The organism is Pseudomonas sp. Irchel s3h14 (assembly GCF_900187425.1).
GTDB lineage: Bacteria > Pseudomonadota > Gammaproteobacteria > Pseudomonadales > Pseudomonadaceae > Aquipseudomonas.
The window spans coordinates 93,409-108,713 of sequence record NZ_FYDJ01000001.1 but is presented as its reverse complement, the minus strand read 5'-3'; the positions used below and the strand labels follow the sequence as shown (position 1 = coordinate 108,713).

The following is a 15,305-nucleotide window of genomic DNA, read 5'->3' as shown; positions in this document are numbered from 1 at the left end:
TTAATCAGAAAAATCGAAGCGCACTACTTATTTAAGGGCATTTGTGGATAAGTTCTGCGGCAATCGCCGCCAGATCGTCAAAAATCAAGGTGCCTACCGGTAGGGTCTTGCCCAAAGTCTTTTCGCCTTTCCCGGTCTTTACCAAAACTGGCTGAGAATCGACGGCTTTGGCGGCCTCCAGGTCACCAAGGGTATCGCCGACGAACCAAAGATTGGTCAGCGATACGTTGTAATGCGCGGCGATGGTTTTCAACATCCCGGGTTTTGGTTTGCGGCAATCGCAGCCGTCGTCCGGCCCGTGCGGGCAATAGACGATCAGCCCGACTTCACCGCCCTGCTCCGCCACTAGCGAGCGCAAGCGCTCGTGCATGGCGTCCAGGGTGGCGATGTCGTAATAGCCGCGAGCGATGCCCGACTGGTTGGTAGCCACCGCTACCGTCCAGCCGGCCTTGCTCAACTGCGCGATGGCTTCGATCGAACCCGGGAGCGGAATCCACTCCTCCACCGACTTGATGTAAGCGTCGGAGTCGTAATTGATCACCCCGTCCCGATCGAGAATCAGCAGTTTCAACAGCAGCCCCTCAGCCCAGCAGCGAAATGTCGGCGACGCCGAGGAACAGCCCACGCAGACGCGCCAGCAACGCATAACGGTTGGCGCGGACCTTGGCATCCTCCGCGTTGACCATTACCGCTTCGAAGAACGCATCCACTGGCTCGCGCAAGGCAGCCAGACGTGCCAGCGATTCGCTGTACTGACGCGCCGCAGCCATCGGCTGGACAGCCTGGTCAGCCTGCTGGATCGCCGAGTACAGGGAGAACTCGTTGGCGTTGTCGAAGTACTTGGCTTCCACGACCGAAGGAACAGAGCCTTCGACCTTGCTCAGCAAGTTCGAAACACGCTTGTTCACGGCAGCCAGGGCAGCGGCTTCCGGCAATTTGCGGAACGCCTCTACCGCTTGTACGCGCTGATCGAAGTCCAGCGCCGAACCCGGTTTCAGGGCACGCACCGACAGGTAAGTCCCGACATCAACCCCTTCGTCTTCGTAACGGGCACGCAGACGGTCGAAGATGAACTCCAGCACCGAATCGTTGAGGCCGGCAGCCTTGATCTTGGTACCGAAGGCATTCACGGCGAAAGCCACGGCGTCGTTCAGGTCGAGGTCGAGCTTCTTGTCGATCAGGATGCGCAACACGCCGAGTGCAGCACGGCGCAAGGCGTACGGGTCTTTGCTACCGGTTGGCAGCATGCCGATGCCAAAGATGCCGACCAGGGTGTCGAGCTTGTCCGCGATGGCCACGGCCGCACCGGTCAGGGTGGTCGGCAGTTCAGCGCCGGCACCGCGCGGCATGTACTGCTCGTTCAGTGCCAGTGCAACTTCTTCCGGCTCGCCGTCGTTGAGGGCGTAGTAGTAACCGGCAACACCTTGCATCTCCGGGAACTCACCGACCATCTCGGTCGCCAGGTCGCACTTGGACAGCAGGCCTGCACGGGAAGCCCACGCGGCGTTGCCGCCAATGCGTTGGGCGATGAACGCAGCAAGTTTGGAAACGCGCTCGGCCTTGTCGTAGACGCTGCCGAGTTTTTCCTGGAACACCACATTCTGCAGACGCAGATTGAAATCTTCGAGTTTCTGCTTCTTGTCTTGCTTGAAGAAGAACTCGGCGTCGGTCAGGCGTGGGCGAACCACTTTCTCGTTACCGGCGATGATCTGTTGCGGGTCTTTGCTTTCGATGTTGGCCACGGTAATGAAACGTGGCAGCAACTTGCCGTCGGCATCCAGCAGGCAGAAGTACTTCTGGTTGTCCTGCATGGTGGTGATCAGGGCTTCTTGCGGCACGTCGAGGAAACGCTCTTCGAACGAGCACACCAGCGGCACCGGCCATTCAACCAGCGCGGTCACTTCATCGAGCAGGGCTGGCGGCACGATAGCCGTCCCTTCCTGCATCGTCGCCAGCTCTTCGACGCGCTTGCTGATCAGCTCGCGACGCTCATTGGCATCGGCCAATACGTAAGCGGCACGCAGGTCGGTCAAGTAGTTGGCCGGCGAGGTGATGCGTACGCTTTCCGGGTGATGGAAGCGGTGACCACGGGAATCGCGGCCGGACTTCTGGGCAAGGATCGTGCAATCGATGACCTGGTCACCGAGCAGCATCACCAGCCACTGGGTCGGGCGAACGAACTCTTCCTTACGAGCACCCCAGCGCATGCGCTTGGGGATCGGCAGGTCGTTCAGGGAATCTTCGACGATGGTCGGCAGCAGGCTCGCGGTCGGTTTGCCGGCGATGCTTTGGCTGTAACGCAGTTTCGGGCCGCTCTGATCGATTTCGCTCAGGTCGACGCCGCACTTCTTGGCGAAGCCCAGGGCCGCTTGAGTCGGGTTGCCTTCAGCATCGAATGCGGCCTGACGTGGCGGACCATCGAGGTTGATGCTGCGATCCGGCTGCTGAGTCGCCAGATCGGTGATCAGCACAGCCAGACGACGTGGCGCGGCGTAGACGGTTTTGGTCTCGTAGTTCAGGCCAGCGGCTTGCAGGCCCTTGTCGATACCGGCCAGGAACGCGTCGGCCAAGGTGTTCAGGGCTTTGGGTGGCAGTTCTTCGGTGCCCAGTTCAACCAGAAAATCTTGAGCACTCATTGTGCAGCCTCCAGCTTGGCCAGTACTTCGTCACGCAAGTCCGGGGTCGCCATCGGGAAGCCCAGCTTGGCACGAGCCAGCAGGTAGGCTTGCGCAACGGAACGCGCCAGGGTGCGGACACGCAGAATGTATTGCTGACGCGCAGTCACCGAGATCGCCCGGCGAGCATCCAGCAGGTTGAAGGTATGGGACGCCTTCAACACCATTTCGTAGCTCGGCAACGGCAGCGGCTGGTCGAGTTCGATCAGGCGCTTGGCTTCGCTTTCGTAGAAATCGAACAGTTCGAACAGCTTCTCGACGTTGGCGTGTTCGAAGTTGTAGGTCGACTGCTCCACTTCGTTCTGGTGGAACACATCGCCGTAGGTCACTTTGCCCATCGGGCCGTCAGCCCAGACCAGGTCGTAGACCGAATCCACGCCTTGCAGGTACATGGCCAGACGCTCAAGACCGTAAGTGATCTCGCCGGTCACCGGGTAGCACTCGATGCCGCCCGCTTGCTGGAAGTAAGTGAACTGCGTCACTTCCATGCCGTTGAGCCAGACTTCCCAGCCCAGACCCCAGGCGCCCAGTGTTGGCGATTCCCAGTTGTCTTCAACGAAGCGAATGTCGTGGACCAGCGGGTCCAGGCCGACATGCTTGAGGGAGCCCAGGTACAGTTCCTGGAAGTTGTCCGGGTTCGGCTTCAGCACGACCTGGAACTGGTAGTAGTGCTGCAGACGGTTCGGGTTTTCGCCGTAGCGGCCGTCAGTCGGGCGACGACTGGGCTGCACATAAGCGGCGTTCCAGGTTTCCGGGCCAATGGCGCGCAGAAACGTGGCAGTGTGGAAAGTCCCGGCGCCTACTTCCATATCGTAGGGCTGAAGTACCACACAACCTTGCTCGGCCCAGTATTGCTGGAGGGCGAGGATCAAGTCTTGGAAGGTACGCACGGCTGGCGTAGGCTGGCTCACGAAATTCACCTGTTTCTTGGGCTGCGATTTAAAGAGCGGGAGTATACCCGATTCGGTCCTGCGCACGCCCCCTGGAGCCTTATGCCACGCTGCTTTTGGTGTTCCGAAGATCCGTTGTACATGGCTTATCACGATCAGGAGTGGGGCACGCCGCTACGCGATGCGCAGGGATTGTTCGAGTTGCTTTTGCTCGAAGGGTTCCAGGCCGGCCTTTCCTGGATCACCGTGCTGCGCAAACGTGAGCACTATCGTCAGGTGATGTTCGGCTTCGACGTACAACGCGTGGCGCAAATGAGCGACGCCGAAATCGAAGAATTGATGCTCGATCCGGGCATCATTCGCAATCGCCTCAAACTCAATGCAGCCCGGCGCAATGCCCAGGCCTGGCTGGCGCTGGAAGATCCGGTGGAGTTTCTCTGGTCCTTCGTCGACGGCAAGCCTGTGATCAACCATTTCAAGGACCGCAGCGAAGTGCCGGCCGTGACGCCGACCGCCGTGGAGATGAGCAAAGGCCTGAAAAAGGCCGGCTTCACGTTCGTCGGTCCGACTATTTGCTACGCGCTGATGCAGGCCTCGGGCATGGTCATGGACCACACCCAGGATTGCGATCGCTACGCGGCGCTGGCGAACGGCGGTTAGAATAGCCGCCTCGCGCACAGCACAAGATCAGGAGTGACCTGTGGATAAGTTGAAAGGCGCCTTGCTTGTAGGCGCTCTGCGGCTGTTTGCCCTGCTTCCGTGGCGGGCAGTGCAGGCAGTGGGCTCGGCCATCGGCTGGGTCATGTGGAAAACCCCTAACCGTTCCCGCGATGTGGTGCGGATCAATCTCGCCAAGTGTTTCCCGGATATGGACCCGGCCGAGCGTGAGCGGCTGGTAGGCCAGAGCTTGAAAGACATCGGCAAGTCCCTGACCGAAAGCGCTTGCGCCTGGATCTGGCCGGCCCAGCGCTCCATCGACCTGGTGCGTGAAGTCGAAGGTCTCGACGTATTAAAGGACGCCCTCGCCTCCGGCAAAGGTGTCGTCGGCATCACCAGTCACCTGGGCAACTGGGAAGTGTTGAACCACTTCTATTGCAACCAGTGCAAACCGATCATTTTCTATCGCCCGCCAAAGTTGAAGGCGGTGGATGATTTGCTGCGCAAGCAGCGGGTGCAATTGGGTAACCGAGTTGCGGCTTCTACCAAGGAAGGCATCCTCAGTGTTATCAAGGAAGTGCGCAAAGGTGGTGCAGTGGGCATTCCCGCTGACCCGGAACCGTCCGAATCCGCCGGGATTTTCGTGCCGTTCTTCGCCACCCAGGCCCTGACCAGCAAGTTCGTACCGAACATGCTCGCCGGCGGCAAAGCGGTCGGCGTGTTCCTGCATGCGCTACGTCTGCCGGACGGTTCGGGTTACAAAGTGATCCTCGAAGCCGCGCCAGAGGCCATGTACAGCACCGATACCGAGACGTCCTGCGCGGCCATGAGCCAGGTGGTCGAGCGCTATGTGCGGGCGTATCCGAGCCAGTACATGTGGAGCATGAAGCGCTTCAAGAAGCGTCCGCCGGGTGAAGAACGCTGGTACTGAGTCGGTTGGCATGATCTGTGGATAACCTTGGGGTCAGGGTTATCCACAACCGTTCAATAAAGGGCGCAGAAGATGTCCGAACACCGCAAATCGTTTCGCATCAAGATCAGTCACCACAGCTTCGGCGAATGCCTGGGCCAGACGCGTAACCTTTCGACGACAGGTGTCTACGTCAAGCATCCGGGCTTGTCGGCGTTGCCCAAGGGCGCGGTGGTGTACGGACAGGTGCAGGACTTACCCACAGGCGCGCCGCGGGTGCGCATGGAAGTGGTGCTGGTGGATGCCGAGGGCATTGGCCTGCGCTACCTCTGATCAGTGAGCCTGACGATCAAGCTTCTTCAGAAACACCGTCATTTCTTTTTCGGCCTGCTTGTCGCCATGGGCGCGAGCGGCTTCCAGGCCCAGTTCCCACGCCTGACGTGCGGATGCGAAATCCTTCAGCCCCAGATGGGCCTTGCCCAATAGCTTCCAGGCGGCCGAATACTTCGGATCGAATTCGACACAACGCTGGAAATGTTCGGCGGCCTTGGCGTATTCCCCAAGATCCAGATAACCCTTGCCCAGCCCGAAGCGCAGCAATGAGTTATCCACACCCTTGGCGAGCATCTTTTCCAGGGATTCGAGCATCTTTCGCACCTCTTTAGACAGTGATCGTTCCCACGCTCTGCGTGGGAATGCAGCCCGGGACGCTCCGCGTCCCATCCAAAGCCGAACGCGGAGCGTCCGTTGAGGCATTCCCACGCAGAGCGTGGGAACGATCTGGTTGCGAGATCAGAAAAAGCTGAGTCCCACATGGAACAGCTTTTCCACATCCCGAATATGCTTTTTATCCACAAGGAACAGAATCACATGGTCGCCCGCCGCGATCACCGTGTTGTCGTGGGCAATGATCACCTCTTCGTCACGGATGATTGCGCCGATGGTGGTGCCCGGCGGCAAGCCAATGTTCTCAATGGACTTGCCGATGACCTTGCTCGATCTTTCATCTCCGTGGGCAATCGCCTCGATGGCTTCCGCCGCGCCCCGGCGCAATGAGTGCACGCTGACGATATCGCCGCGACGCACGTGCGCCAGCAAGGTGCCGATGGTCGCCAGTTGCGGGCTGATGGCGATGTCGATGTCGCCGCCCTGGATCAGGTCAACGTAGGCCGGGTTGTTGATGATGGTCATCACCTTCTTCGCACCCAGGCGCTTGGCCAGCAGCGACGACATGATGTTGGCTTCGTCGTCGTTGGTCAGTGCCAGGAAAAGGTCGGCGTCGGCGATGTTCTCTTCCATCAGCAAGTCGCGGTCGGAGGCACTGCCCTGCAACACCACGGTGCTGTCGAGGGTGTCCGAGAGATGACGGCAGCGCGCCGGGTTCATCTCGATGATCTTCACTTGGTAACGGCTTTCGATAGCCTCGGCCAGACGTTCACCGATCTGCCCGCCGCCTGCGATGACGATGCGCTTGTAGCTCTCATCGAGGCGGCGCATTTCGCTCATCACGGCGCGAATATTCGCCTTGGCGGCGATGAAAAAGACTTCGTCGTCCGCCTCGATCACCGTATCGCCCTGAGGCAGGATCGGCCGATCACGACGGAAAATCGCCGCGACCCGGGTTTCGACATTCGGCATGTGTTCACGCAACTGGCGCAGTTGCTGACCCACCAGCGGGCCGCCGTAATAGGCCTTGACCGCCACCAATTGGGCTTTGCCTTCGGCGAAGTCGATCACCTGCAAGGCGCCCGGATGCTGGATCAGGCGCTTGATGTAATTGGTGACCACTTGTTCCGGGCTGATCAGCACGTCCACCGGAATCGCGTCATTGTCGAACAGCTCGGAGCGAGTCAGGTAGGCGGCTTCGCGCACGCGAGCGATTTTGGTCGGCGTGTGAAACAGGGTGTGGGCAACCTGGCAGGCCACCATGTTGGTTTCGTCGCTGTTGGTCACCGCCACCAGCATGTCGGCGTCGTCGGCACCGGCCTGACGCAGCACGGTCGGCAGTGAGCCGCGGCCCTGCACGGTGCGGATGTCCAGCCGATCGCCGAGGTCGCGCAGGCGTTCGCCGTCCGTGTCGACCACGGTGATGTCATTGGCCTCGCTGGCCAAGTGTTCTGCCAGCGAACCGCCGACCTGCCCTGCGCCGAGGATGATGATTTTCATCCAGTCACTCCCTTAAAACCGGTTAACCGCGCGCGGCGGCAATCTTGATCAGCTTGGCGTAATAGAACCCGTCATGGCCACCTTCCTGGGCCAGCAATTGACGGCCATGGGGCTGTTTGATGCCGGCCTGACTGGCGATGTCGAGTTCACGGGCGCCCGGTGTGCGAGCGAGGAAGGCTTCGATGACTTCGGTGTTCTCGGTCGGCAGCATGGAGCAGGTGGCGTACAGCAGGATGCCGCCGACCTCCAAAGTTATCCACATGGCATCGAGCAGCTCACCTTGCAGCACCGCCAGCGCGGCGATGTCATCGGGTTGGCGAGTCAGCTTGATGTCCGGGTGACGACGAATCACACCGGTGGCCGAGCATGGCGCGTCCAGCAAAATGCGCTGGAACGGTTTGCCGTCCCACCAGGTGGCGGTGTCGCGGCCGTCGGCGGCGATCAGTTCGGCGCTCAGGCCCAGGCGTGCGAGGTTTTCCCGCACTCGCACCAGACGCTTGGCTTCCAGGTCCACCGCCACCACGCCGGCGAGTGCCGACTCGGCTTCAAGGATGTGACAGGTCTTGCCGCCCGGTGCGCAGCAGGCGTCCAGCACCCGTTGACCCGGTGCCAGGTCGAGCAGATCGGCGGCCAGTTGCGCGGCTTCGTCCTGCACGCTGATCCAGCCTTCGGCGAAACCCGGCAAGCTGCGCACGTCGGCAGCGGCGTCGAGAATGATGCCGTCCTGACTGTAAACACATGGCGTGGCGGCGATGCCGGCGTCGGTCAGCAACCCGAGATAAGCATCGCGGCTGTGATGACGACGGTTGACCCGCAGGATCATCGGCGGATGCGCGTTGTTTGCCGCACAAATGGCTTCCCACTGCTCAGGCCAGAACGCCTTGAGAGATTTTTGCAGCCAGCGCGGGTGGGCGGTGCGCACCACAGGATCGTGTTCCAGCTCGGCCAGCAGCGCTTCGCTTTCACGCTGGGCGCGGCGCAGCACGGCGTTGAGCAAGGCCTTGGCCCAGGGCTTTTTCAGCTTGTCGGCGCAACCCACGGTTTCACCGATGGCGGCATGGGCCGGAACCCGGGTGTAGAGCAACTGGTAGAGACCGACCAGCAACAGCGCTTCGACATCGGCGTCGGCTGCCTTGAACGGCTTCTGCAGCAACTTGGCCGCCAGCGCCGACAAACGCGGCTGCCAGCGAGCGGTGCCGAATGCCAGGTCCTGGGTGAAGCCGCGGTCGCGGTCTTCGACCTTGTCCATCTGTGTCGGCAGGGAGCTGTTGAGTGAGGCTTTTCCGTTAAGAACAGCGGCGAGTGCCTTGGCGGCGGCCAGACGTGGATTCATTGAGCGTCCGCCGCTTGACCGAGAACGGTACCGACGGCGAATTTCTCACGACGGCTGTTGAACAAGTCGCTGAAGTTCAGCGCCTTGCCGCCGGGCAATTGCAGACGAGTCAGACACAGGGCCTGCTCACCGCAGGCGACGATCAAACCATCCTTGCTGGCGCTGAGGATTTCCCCCGGTGCGCCCTGCCCTTCAGCGAGGCTGGCGGCCAGGACTTTCAGCGCTTCGCCGTTCAGCGTGCTGTGGCAGATCGGCCATGGATTGAAGGCGCGGACCAGACGTTCCAGCTCAACCGCCGGACGGCTCCAGTCGATGCGCGCTTCGTCCTTGTTCAATTTGTGAGCATAAGTGGCGAGGCTGTCGTCCTGCACTTCGCCTTCCAGCGTTCCGGCAGCGAGGCCAGCAATCGCCTGAATCACAGCCGGTGGACCCATTTCAGCCAGACGGTCGTGGAGGCTGCCGCCGGTGTCTTCACCGGTGATCGGGGTGGTGACTTTCAGCAGCATCGGCCCGGTGTCGAGGCCCAGCTCCATGCGCATGACGGTCACGCCGCTTTCGTTGTCGCCCGCTTCGACGGCGCGCTGAATCGGCGCCGCACCGCGCCAGCGTGGCAGCAAGGAGGCGTGGCTGTTGATGCAACCCAGGCGCGGAATATCCAGCACCACTTGCGGCAGAATCAGGCCGTAGGCGACCACCACCAGCAAGTCCGGCTTGAGCGCGGCCAGTTCAGCCTGAGCGTCTTCGTTGCGCAGGGTTGGCGGTTGCAGCACAGGAATGTTGTTTTCCAGAGCCAACTGCTTGACCGGACTTGGCATCAGTTTTTGCCCGCGACCCGCCGGACGGTCCGGTTGGGTGTAGACCGCGACGATCTCGTAAGGGCTGTCGAGCAGGGCCTTGAGGTGTTCGGCGGCGAATTCCGGGGTGCCGGCAAAGACGATGCGCAGTGGCTCAGTCATTCGAAAGGTCTCGCAAAAGAAAAAGGCTTGCCGCAGCAAGCCTTTGAAAGGAGGGCATCAAGCGTTCTGGCGATGGAGCTTTTCCAGTTTCTTCTTGATTCGGTCGCGTTTGAGATTGGACAGGTAGTCGACGAACAATTTGCCATTCAGGTGGTCGCATTCATGCTGGATGCACACCGCGAGCAGGCCTTCGGCGATCAGTTCGTAAGGCTGGCCGTCGCGGTCCAGAGCTTTGACTTTAACCTTCTGTGGGCGATCGACGTTTTCGTAGAAGCCCGGCACCGAGAGGCAGCCTTCTTGATATTGCTCCATCTCGTCGGTCAGGGTTTCGAACTCGGGGTTGATGAACACCCGTGGTTCGCTGCGGTCTTCGGAGAGGTCCATCACGACGATACGTTTGTGCACGTTGACCTGGGTCGCGGCGAGGCCGATGCCTGGCGCTTCATACATTGTTTCAAACATGTCATCGACCAACTGACGCACTTCGTCGTCCACTACGGCCACAGGTTTGGCGATAGTGCGCAGGCGCGAATCGGGGAATTCGAGGATGTCTAAAATGGCCATAAGCTTAATTGCTGCACGTTTGAGGTAATGTCGGGTCGATGGCCTGGCGGGTCCGAAGATGCAGGCTACCGTTGTAAAACGTAGCTTCCTGCTCTTTTTGGTAAAGAGTCGGGAGCGAGCCACGAGGGCTCTGGCGTTCTACGCGAATGCACATAATAAAGGGATTCACCGCATGAGGAAATCACTACTCGCCTTGCTCCTTCTGGCCTCGGCCGGTTTGGCGCACGGGCAAGTGCAACTCAAGGAAGGTTTTCCACAGCAATACACCGTGGTATCGGGTGACACACTCTGGGACATATCGGGGAAATACCTTCGTGAACCATGGAAATGGCCGGAACTCTGGCAGGCCAATCCACAGATCGAAAACCCCAATCTGATTTACCCCGGCGACTCGCTGTCGCTGGTCTACGTCAACGGGCAGCCACGCCTGACCCTTAATCGCGGCGCTTCCAGGGGCACCATCAAGCTGTCGCCACGCATCCGCAGCAGCGCGGTTGCCGATGCGATCCCGAGCATTCCGCTGCAATCGATCAACAGCTTTCTGCTGAGCAACCGCATCATCGACAAGGCCGAGGACTTCGACAAGGCGCCCTATATCGTCGCCGGCGATGCCGAACGCGTGCTCAGTGGCACCGGTGACCGAATCTTCGCTCGCGGTCACTTCGACCCGGCTCAACCGGTTTACGGCATCTTCCGTCAGGGCAAGGTCTACACCGATCCTGTCAGTAAAGAATTTTTGGGGATCAATGCCGACGACATCGGCGGCGGCGAGATTGTGGCCACCGAAGGCGACGTCGCCACCCTGGCGCTGCAACGCACCACTCAGGAAGTCCGCCTCGGCGACCGCTTGTTCAGCGGTGAGGAGCGCTCGATCAACTCGACCTTCATGCCCAGTGCGCCAAAAACCGAGATCAACGGGTTGATCATCGACGTGCCGCGCGGGGTTACCCAAATTGGCGCGCTGGATGTGGTCACGCTGAACAAGGGCCAGCGCGATGGCCTGGCCGAAGGCAACGTGTTGGTGGTGATGAAAACCGGCGAAACCGTGCGTGACCGGATCACCGGTCAGCCACTGAAAATCCCGGATGAGCGCGCCGGTTTGCTGATGGTTTTCCGCACCTACGACAAGCTCAGCTACGGGCTGGTGCTCTATGCATCACGCTCCCTGGCGGTGCTGGACAAGGTGCGAAATCCTTAACTGGATCCACAAGTTACCAACAGAGTTATCCACAGCTTATTCCCGTTTGAACGGGGCTCATAACGATCAAGGATGATCCATGTCGCTGTCTGCTTTTGCACCGGTTTCCCCTGCGGAACTGGAAGCTCGTTTACGTTTGCATCGCCTGCCGGAACTCGGTCCTGCGCGATTCAAGAAATTGCTTGAGGCCTTCGGCTCGGCGTCCAAGGCTATCAGCGCACCGGCCAGTGCCTGGCGTTCGTTGGGTTTGCCCCTCGCTTGCGCAGAGGCCAGGCGCTCCAGTGAAATTCGTGATGGCGCGAGCCATGCGTTGGCCTGGTTAGAGCGTCCGGGCCAGCATTTACTGATGTGGGACCAACCTGATTACCCGGCACTGTTGGCGGAAATCAGTGATGCGCCGCCGCTGTTATTCGTGGCGGGTGATCCCGGCATTCTGGAAAAACCGCAGCTGGCGATGGTCGGTAGCCGTCGCGCTTCGCGGCCGGGCATGGACACCGCCGCCGCATTTTCCCGCAGTCTGGCCGGCGCCGGTTTTGTCATTACCAGCGGTCTGGCGCTGGGCATTGATGCCGCCGCGCATCAAGCCGCTCTGGACGTGGGCGGGCGAACGGTCGGTGTACTTGGCACGGGACTTGAAAAGTTTTATCCACAGCGCAATCGACGACTGGCAGACGCCATGAGCGCCTCGGGCAGCGCGGTGCTTTCGGAGTTCCCGCTGGACGCCGGGCCGACCGCCAGTAACTTCCCCCGGCGCAATCGAATCATCAGCGGTTTATCCCTCGGCGTGCTGGTGGTCGAGGCGAGTATCGCCAGCGGTTCGCTGATCACCGCGAGGCTGGCGGCGGAGCAAGGGCGCGAGGTGTATGCGATTCCAGGTTCGATCCACCACCCAGGTGCAAAGGGTTGTCATCAGCTGATCCGCGACGGCGCGGTGCTGGTGGAAACCATCGAGCACATCCTCGAAGCCTTGCGTGGCTGGCAACGGTTGCCGTTATCCACAGCGACACCAGCGGTGACACATCCGTTGCTCATGCTCCTGCATGCCGCGCCCCACACCAGTGAAGCGTTGTCCGTCACCAGCGGCTGGGCCTTGCCAAAAGTGCTGGCAGCGCTGACGGAGCTGGAAATGGACGGCCGGGCGGTCTGCGAAAGCGGGCGCTGGTTTGCGCGGGTGAGCTAGGTTTTATAAGGAAGATCGGTAAACTGCGCAGAGCCTTATTCCGGAGAGTTTTTCATGGTCAACAGTTGGCGTGTGCAACAAGCCGCACGAGCCATTCGCGCAGGCGCGGTGATTGCCTACCCAACCGAAGCGGTCTGGGGCCTGGGTTGCGACCCGTGGGACGAAGAGGCGGTCTATCGTCTGCTGGCGATCAAGGGTCGGTCGGTGGAAAAAGGGTTGATTCTGGTGGCCGACAACATTCGCCAGTTCGACTTCCTCTTCGAAGACTTTCCTGAATTGTGGATGGATCGCATGGCCAGCACCTGGCCGGGGCCGAACACCTGGCTGGTGCCGCATCAGAATATGTTGCCGCAGTGGATTACCGGCGTGCATGAAACGGTGGCGCTGCGGGTCAGCGATCACCCGTTGGTGCGGGATTTGTGCGCGGTGGTCGGGCCGTTGGTTTCAACGTCGGCCAACCCGCAGGGCCAACCGGCGGCGCGGACGCGGATTCGCGTCGAGCAGTATTTCCGTGGGCAGGTGGATTACGTGTTGGGTGGGAATCTGGGTGGGCGCAAGAATCCGAGCGTGATTCGCGATCTCGCGACCGGCCACGTTGTGCGCCCGGACTAGGACCGCGTCATCGTTCATCGCGGGCAAGCCTTGCTCCTACAGGTAGTACGCGATCCCCTGTAGGAGCAAGGCTTGCCCGCGAAGAGGCCCTTAAGGCAGCAAAACAGTCGAACCCGTCGTACGCCGCGCCGACAACTCGGTCTGCGCCTTCGCCGCTTCGGCCAATGGATACTTCTGGCTGATGTCCACTTTCAGCTTGCCGCTGATGATCATCTCGAACAGCTCATCCGCCATACGCTGCAGGTTTTCAGCGTTGTTGGCGTAAGTCGCCAGGGTCGGGCGGGTCACGTACAGCGAACCCTTCGCCGAGAGAATCCCCAGGTTCACCCCGTCTACCGCACCCGACGCATTGCCGAAGCTCACCACCAGACCGCGAGGCGCCGCGCTATCAAGCGAAGTCAGCCAAGTGTCCTTGCCCACGCCGTCGTACACCACCGGGACTTTTTTCCCGTCAGTCAATTCCAGTACGCGCTGTGCGACGTTTTCATGGCTGTAATCGATGGTCGCCCATGCGCCGTTGGCCTTGGCCAGTGCGGCTTTCTCCGGTGAGCTGACCGTGCCGATCAACTTCACGCCCAAGGCCTTGGCCCATTGGCAGGCCAGTGAGCCGACGCCACCCGCGGCAGCGTGAAACAGGATGGTTTCGCCACCCTTGAGTTCATAGGTCTGACGCAGCAGGTACTGCACGGTCAGGCCCTTGAGCATTACGCCGGCAGCCTGTTCGAAGCTGATCGCGTCCGGCAGATGCACCAGGTTGGCCTCCGGCAACACGTGAACGTCGCTGTAGGCGCCCAGTGGACCGCTGCCGTACGCCACGCGATCACCGACCTTGAACCGGGTGACGTCACTGCCCACCGCCTCGACGACGCCCGCGCCTTCCGAGCCCAGGCCAGATGGCAGGGCTGGCGGCGCATAGAGACCGCTGCGGTAATAGGTGTCGATGAAATTCAGGCCGATGGCCTTGTTGGTCACGCGAACCTGCTGCGGGCCGGGCTCGGAGGGTTGGTAGTCAACATACTCGAGCACTTCGGGGCCGCCATGGGCGCGGAACTGGATACGCTTAGCCATCAGAACTCTCCTTAGGTCTTGGCTACTGGAGTTGTAGCGCGAAGCTCCCTATCGAACTCCCAAGCTTGATCTTCGTCAACTGCGGCAGGTCCATCTGCGATGTTATGCTACGCGCCCATTTGCGCCGGCCCCGCTCCCATGGAGCGCCGCGTAGCTTTGCCCGATTCAAGGTGATGACATGACGACCCGCACCGAGGCCGTAAAAGCCTACCTGCTCGACCTGCAAGACCGCATTTGCGCGGCCCTCGAAGCTGAAGACGGCGGCACGCAGTTCGTCGAAGACGCCTGGACCCGGACTGCCGGTGGTGGCGGTCGCACCCGGGTGATCGAAAACGGCTCGGTCATCGAAAAGGGCGGCGTCAACTTTTCCCACGTCTTCGGCAGCGGTCTCCCACCCTCCGCCAGCGCCCATCGGCCAGAACTGGCCGGGCGTGGCTTTGAAGCCCTCGGCGTGTCGCTGGTTATTCACCCGCACAACCCGCATGTGCCGACGTCCCACGCCAACGTGCGCTTTTTCATCGCTGAAAAAGAAGGCGAAGAGCCAGTCTGGTGGTTCGGTGGCGGCTTTGACCTGACGCCTTATTACGGCAATGAAGAAGACTGCGTGCACTGGCACCGCGTCGCCGAACAGGCCTGCGCGCCGTTCGGCCCGGATGTTTACCCGCGCTACAAAGCCTGGTGCGACAGCTATTTCCACATCAAGCATCGCCACGAGCCGCGCGGCATCGGCGGCCTGTTCTTCGATGACTTGAACGAGTGGGACTTCGACACCAGCTTCGCTTTCATGCGCGCCATCGGTGACGCGTTCATCGACGCCTACCTGCCCATCGTGCAGCGCCGCAAAAATGATGCGTTTACCGCCAAACAGCGTGAATTCCAGGAATTCCGCCGTGGGCGCTACGTTGAATTCAACCTGGTCTACGACCGCGGCACGCTGTTCGGTCTGCAATCGGGCGGGCGTACCGAGTCGATCCTGATGTCCCTGCCACCGCAAGTACGCTGGAGCTACGACTGGAAAGCCGAGCCGGGCAGCGAAGAAGCACGGCTGACCGAGTACTTCCTGCAAGACCGCGATTGGTTGGCCAAGGCCTGAACG

At 60.8% G+C, this 15,305-nt stretch carries 16 protein-coding genes; 7 read left to right on the top strand and 9 right to left on the bottom strand.

Going from position 1 to position 15,305, the window contains the following annotated elements; all coding sequences use genetic code 11:
- Window positions 1–31: 31 nt before the first annotated feature.
- Genes gmhB through glyQ form a run of 3 tightly spaced genes read right to left on the bottom strand, consistent with a single transcriptional unit; the run spans window position 32 to window position 3,586 of the window.
- Window positions 32–577: a D-glycero-beta-D-manno-heptose 1,7-bisphosphate 7-phosphatase gene (gmhB, locus tag CKW16_RS00555; protein ID WP_176471504.1), complete on the bottom strand. Its 546-nt coding sequence runs from the start codon at window positions 575–577 to the stop codon at window positions 32–34.
- A gap of 4 nt (window positions 578–581) precedes the next feature.
- Window positions 582–2,636, bottom strand: a complete 2,055-nt coding sequence (gene glyS, locus CKW16_RS00550) for a glycine--tRNA ligase subunit beta (RefSeq protein WP_095126808.1) — start codon at window positions 2,634–2,636, stop codon at window positions 582–584.
- Window positions 2,633–3,586, bottom strand: coding sequence for a glycine--tRNA ligase subunit alpha (gene glyQ / locus CKW16_RS00545; RefSeq protein WP_008155694.1), 954 nt, complete (start codon window positions 3,584–3,586; stop codon window positions 2,633–2,635). Before glyQ ends, glyS begins: the two co-directional genes overlap by 4 nt.
- 81 nt (window positions 3,587–3,667) lie before the next feature.
- Between glyQ and CKW16_RS00540 the strand changes: the two genes are divergently transcribed.
- From CKW16_RS00540 to CKW16_RS00530, 3 genes are all read left to right on the top strand, one after another.
- Window positions 3,668–4,225: a DNA-3-methyladenine glycosylase I gene (locus CKW16_RS00540; protein WP_095126807.1), complete on the top strand. Its 558-nt coding sequence runs from the start codon at window positions 3,668–3,670 to the stop codon at window positions 4,223–4,225.
- Window positions 4,226–4,265: 40 nt separating this feature from the next.
- The gene (locus CKW16_RS00535; protein ID WP_095126806.1) at window positions 4,266–5,153 is read left to right on the top strand and encodes a lysophospholipid acyltransferase; all 888 of its coding nucleotides are present in this window, start codon (window positions 4,266–4,268) and stop codon (window positions 5,151–5,153) included.
- Window positions 5,154–5,225: 72 nt separating this feature from the next.
- Window positions 5,226–5,465, top strand: a complete 240-nt coding sequence (locus CKW16_RS00530) for a PilZ domain-containing protein (RefSeq protein ID WP_008155688.1) — start codon at window positions 5,226–5,228, stop codon at window positions 5,463–5,465.
- Here CKW16_RS00530 and CKW16_RS00525 read toward each other — a convergent pair whose 3' ends face one another.
- From CKW16_RS00525 to def, 5 genes are all read right to left on the bottom strand, one after another.
- The gene (locus tag CKW16_RS00525; RefSeq protein WP_095126805.1) at window positions 5,466–5,780 is read right to left on the bottom strand and encodes a tetratricopeptide repeat protein; all 315 of its coding nucleotides are present in this window, start codon (window positions 5,778–5,780) and stop codon (window positions 5,466–5,468) included.
- A 144-nt stretch (window positions 5,781–5,924) separates the two neighbouring features.
- The gene (trkA, locus tag CKW16_RS00520) at window positions 5,925–7,298 is read right to left on the bottom strand and encodes a Trk system potassium transporter TrkA (protein ID WP_095126804.1); all 1,374 of its coding nucleotides are present in this window, start codon (window positions 7,296–7,298) and stop codon (window positions 5,925–5,927) included.
- Window positions 7,299–7,320: 22 nt separating this feature from the next.
- Window positions 7,321–8,631 carry a 16S rRNA (cytosine(967)-C(5))-methyltransferase RsmB gene (rsmB, locus tag CKW16_RS00515; RefSeq protein ID WP_095126803.1) on the bottom strand — a complete coding sequence of 437 codons (1,311 nt, stop codon included), beginning with the start codon at window positions 8,629–8,631 and terminating at the stop codon, window positions 7,321–7,323.
- Window positions 8,628–9,587 (bottom strand): methionyl-tRNA formyltransferase, encoded by a 960-nt coding sequence (gene fmt, locus CKW16_RS00510; RefSeq protein WP_095126802.1) that lies wholly within the window; start codon window positions 9,585–9,587, stop codon window positions 8,628–8,630. The genes rsmB and fmt overlap by 4 nt, the downstream gene beginning before the upstream one ends.
- A gap of 57 nt (window positions 9,588–9,644) precedes the next feature.
- Entirely contained in the window at window positions 9,645–10,151 is a 507-nt protein-coding gene (gene def, locus CKW16_RS00505) for a peptide deformylase (RefSeq protein WP_008155676.1), read from the bottom strand.
- 172 nt (window positions 10,152–10,323) lie between these two features.
- Here def and CKW16_RS00500 point away from each other — a divergent pair, with 172 nt between their 5' ends.
- From CKW16_RS00500 to CKW16_RS00490, 3 genes are all read left to right on the top strand, one after another.
- Complete coding sequence (locus CKW16_RS00500) at window positions 10,324–11,349, top strand: LysM peptidoglycan-binding domain-containing protein (RefSeq protein ID WP_095126801.1); 1,026 nt, start codon at window positions 10,324–10,326, stop codon at window positions 11,347–11,349.
- Between the two features lie 79 nt (window positions 11,350–11,428).
- A complete protein-coding gene (gene dprA / locus CKW16_RS00495) occupies window positions 11,429–12,529 on the top strand; it encodes a DNA-processing protein DprA (RefSeq protein WP_095126800.1) in 1,101 nt (366 codons plus the stop codon).
- Between the two features lie 54 nt (window positions 12,530–12,583).
- Window positions 12,584–13,141, top strand: coding sequence for an L-threonylcarbamoyladenylate synthase (locus tag CKW16_RS00490; RefSeq protein WP_056738480.1), 558 nt, complete (start codon window positions 12,584–12,586; stop codon window positions 13,139–13,141).
- Window positions 13,142–13,231: 90 nt separating this feature from the next.
- Here the strand turns inward: CKW16_RS00490 and CKW16_RS00485 are convergent, their stop codons facing one another.
- Complete coding sequence (locus CKW16_RS00485; protein WP_095126799.1) at window positions 13,232–14,209, bottom strand: NADPH:quinone reductase; 978 nt, start codon at window positions 14,207–14,209, stop codon at window positions 13,232–13,234.
- Window positions 14,210–14,387: 178 nt separating this feature from the next.
- Here CKW16_RS00485 and hemF point away from each other — a divergent pair, with 178 nt between their 5' ends.
- On the top strand, window positions 14,388–15,302 hold the full coding sequence (gene hemF, locus CKW16_RS00480; protein WP_095126798.1) for an oxygen-dependent coproporphyrinogen oxidase: 915 nt from the start codon (window positions 14,388–14,390) through the stop codon (window positions 15,300–15,302).
- The last annotated feature ends 3 nt before the right edge of the window (window positions 15,303–15,305 follow it).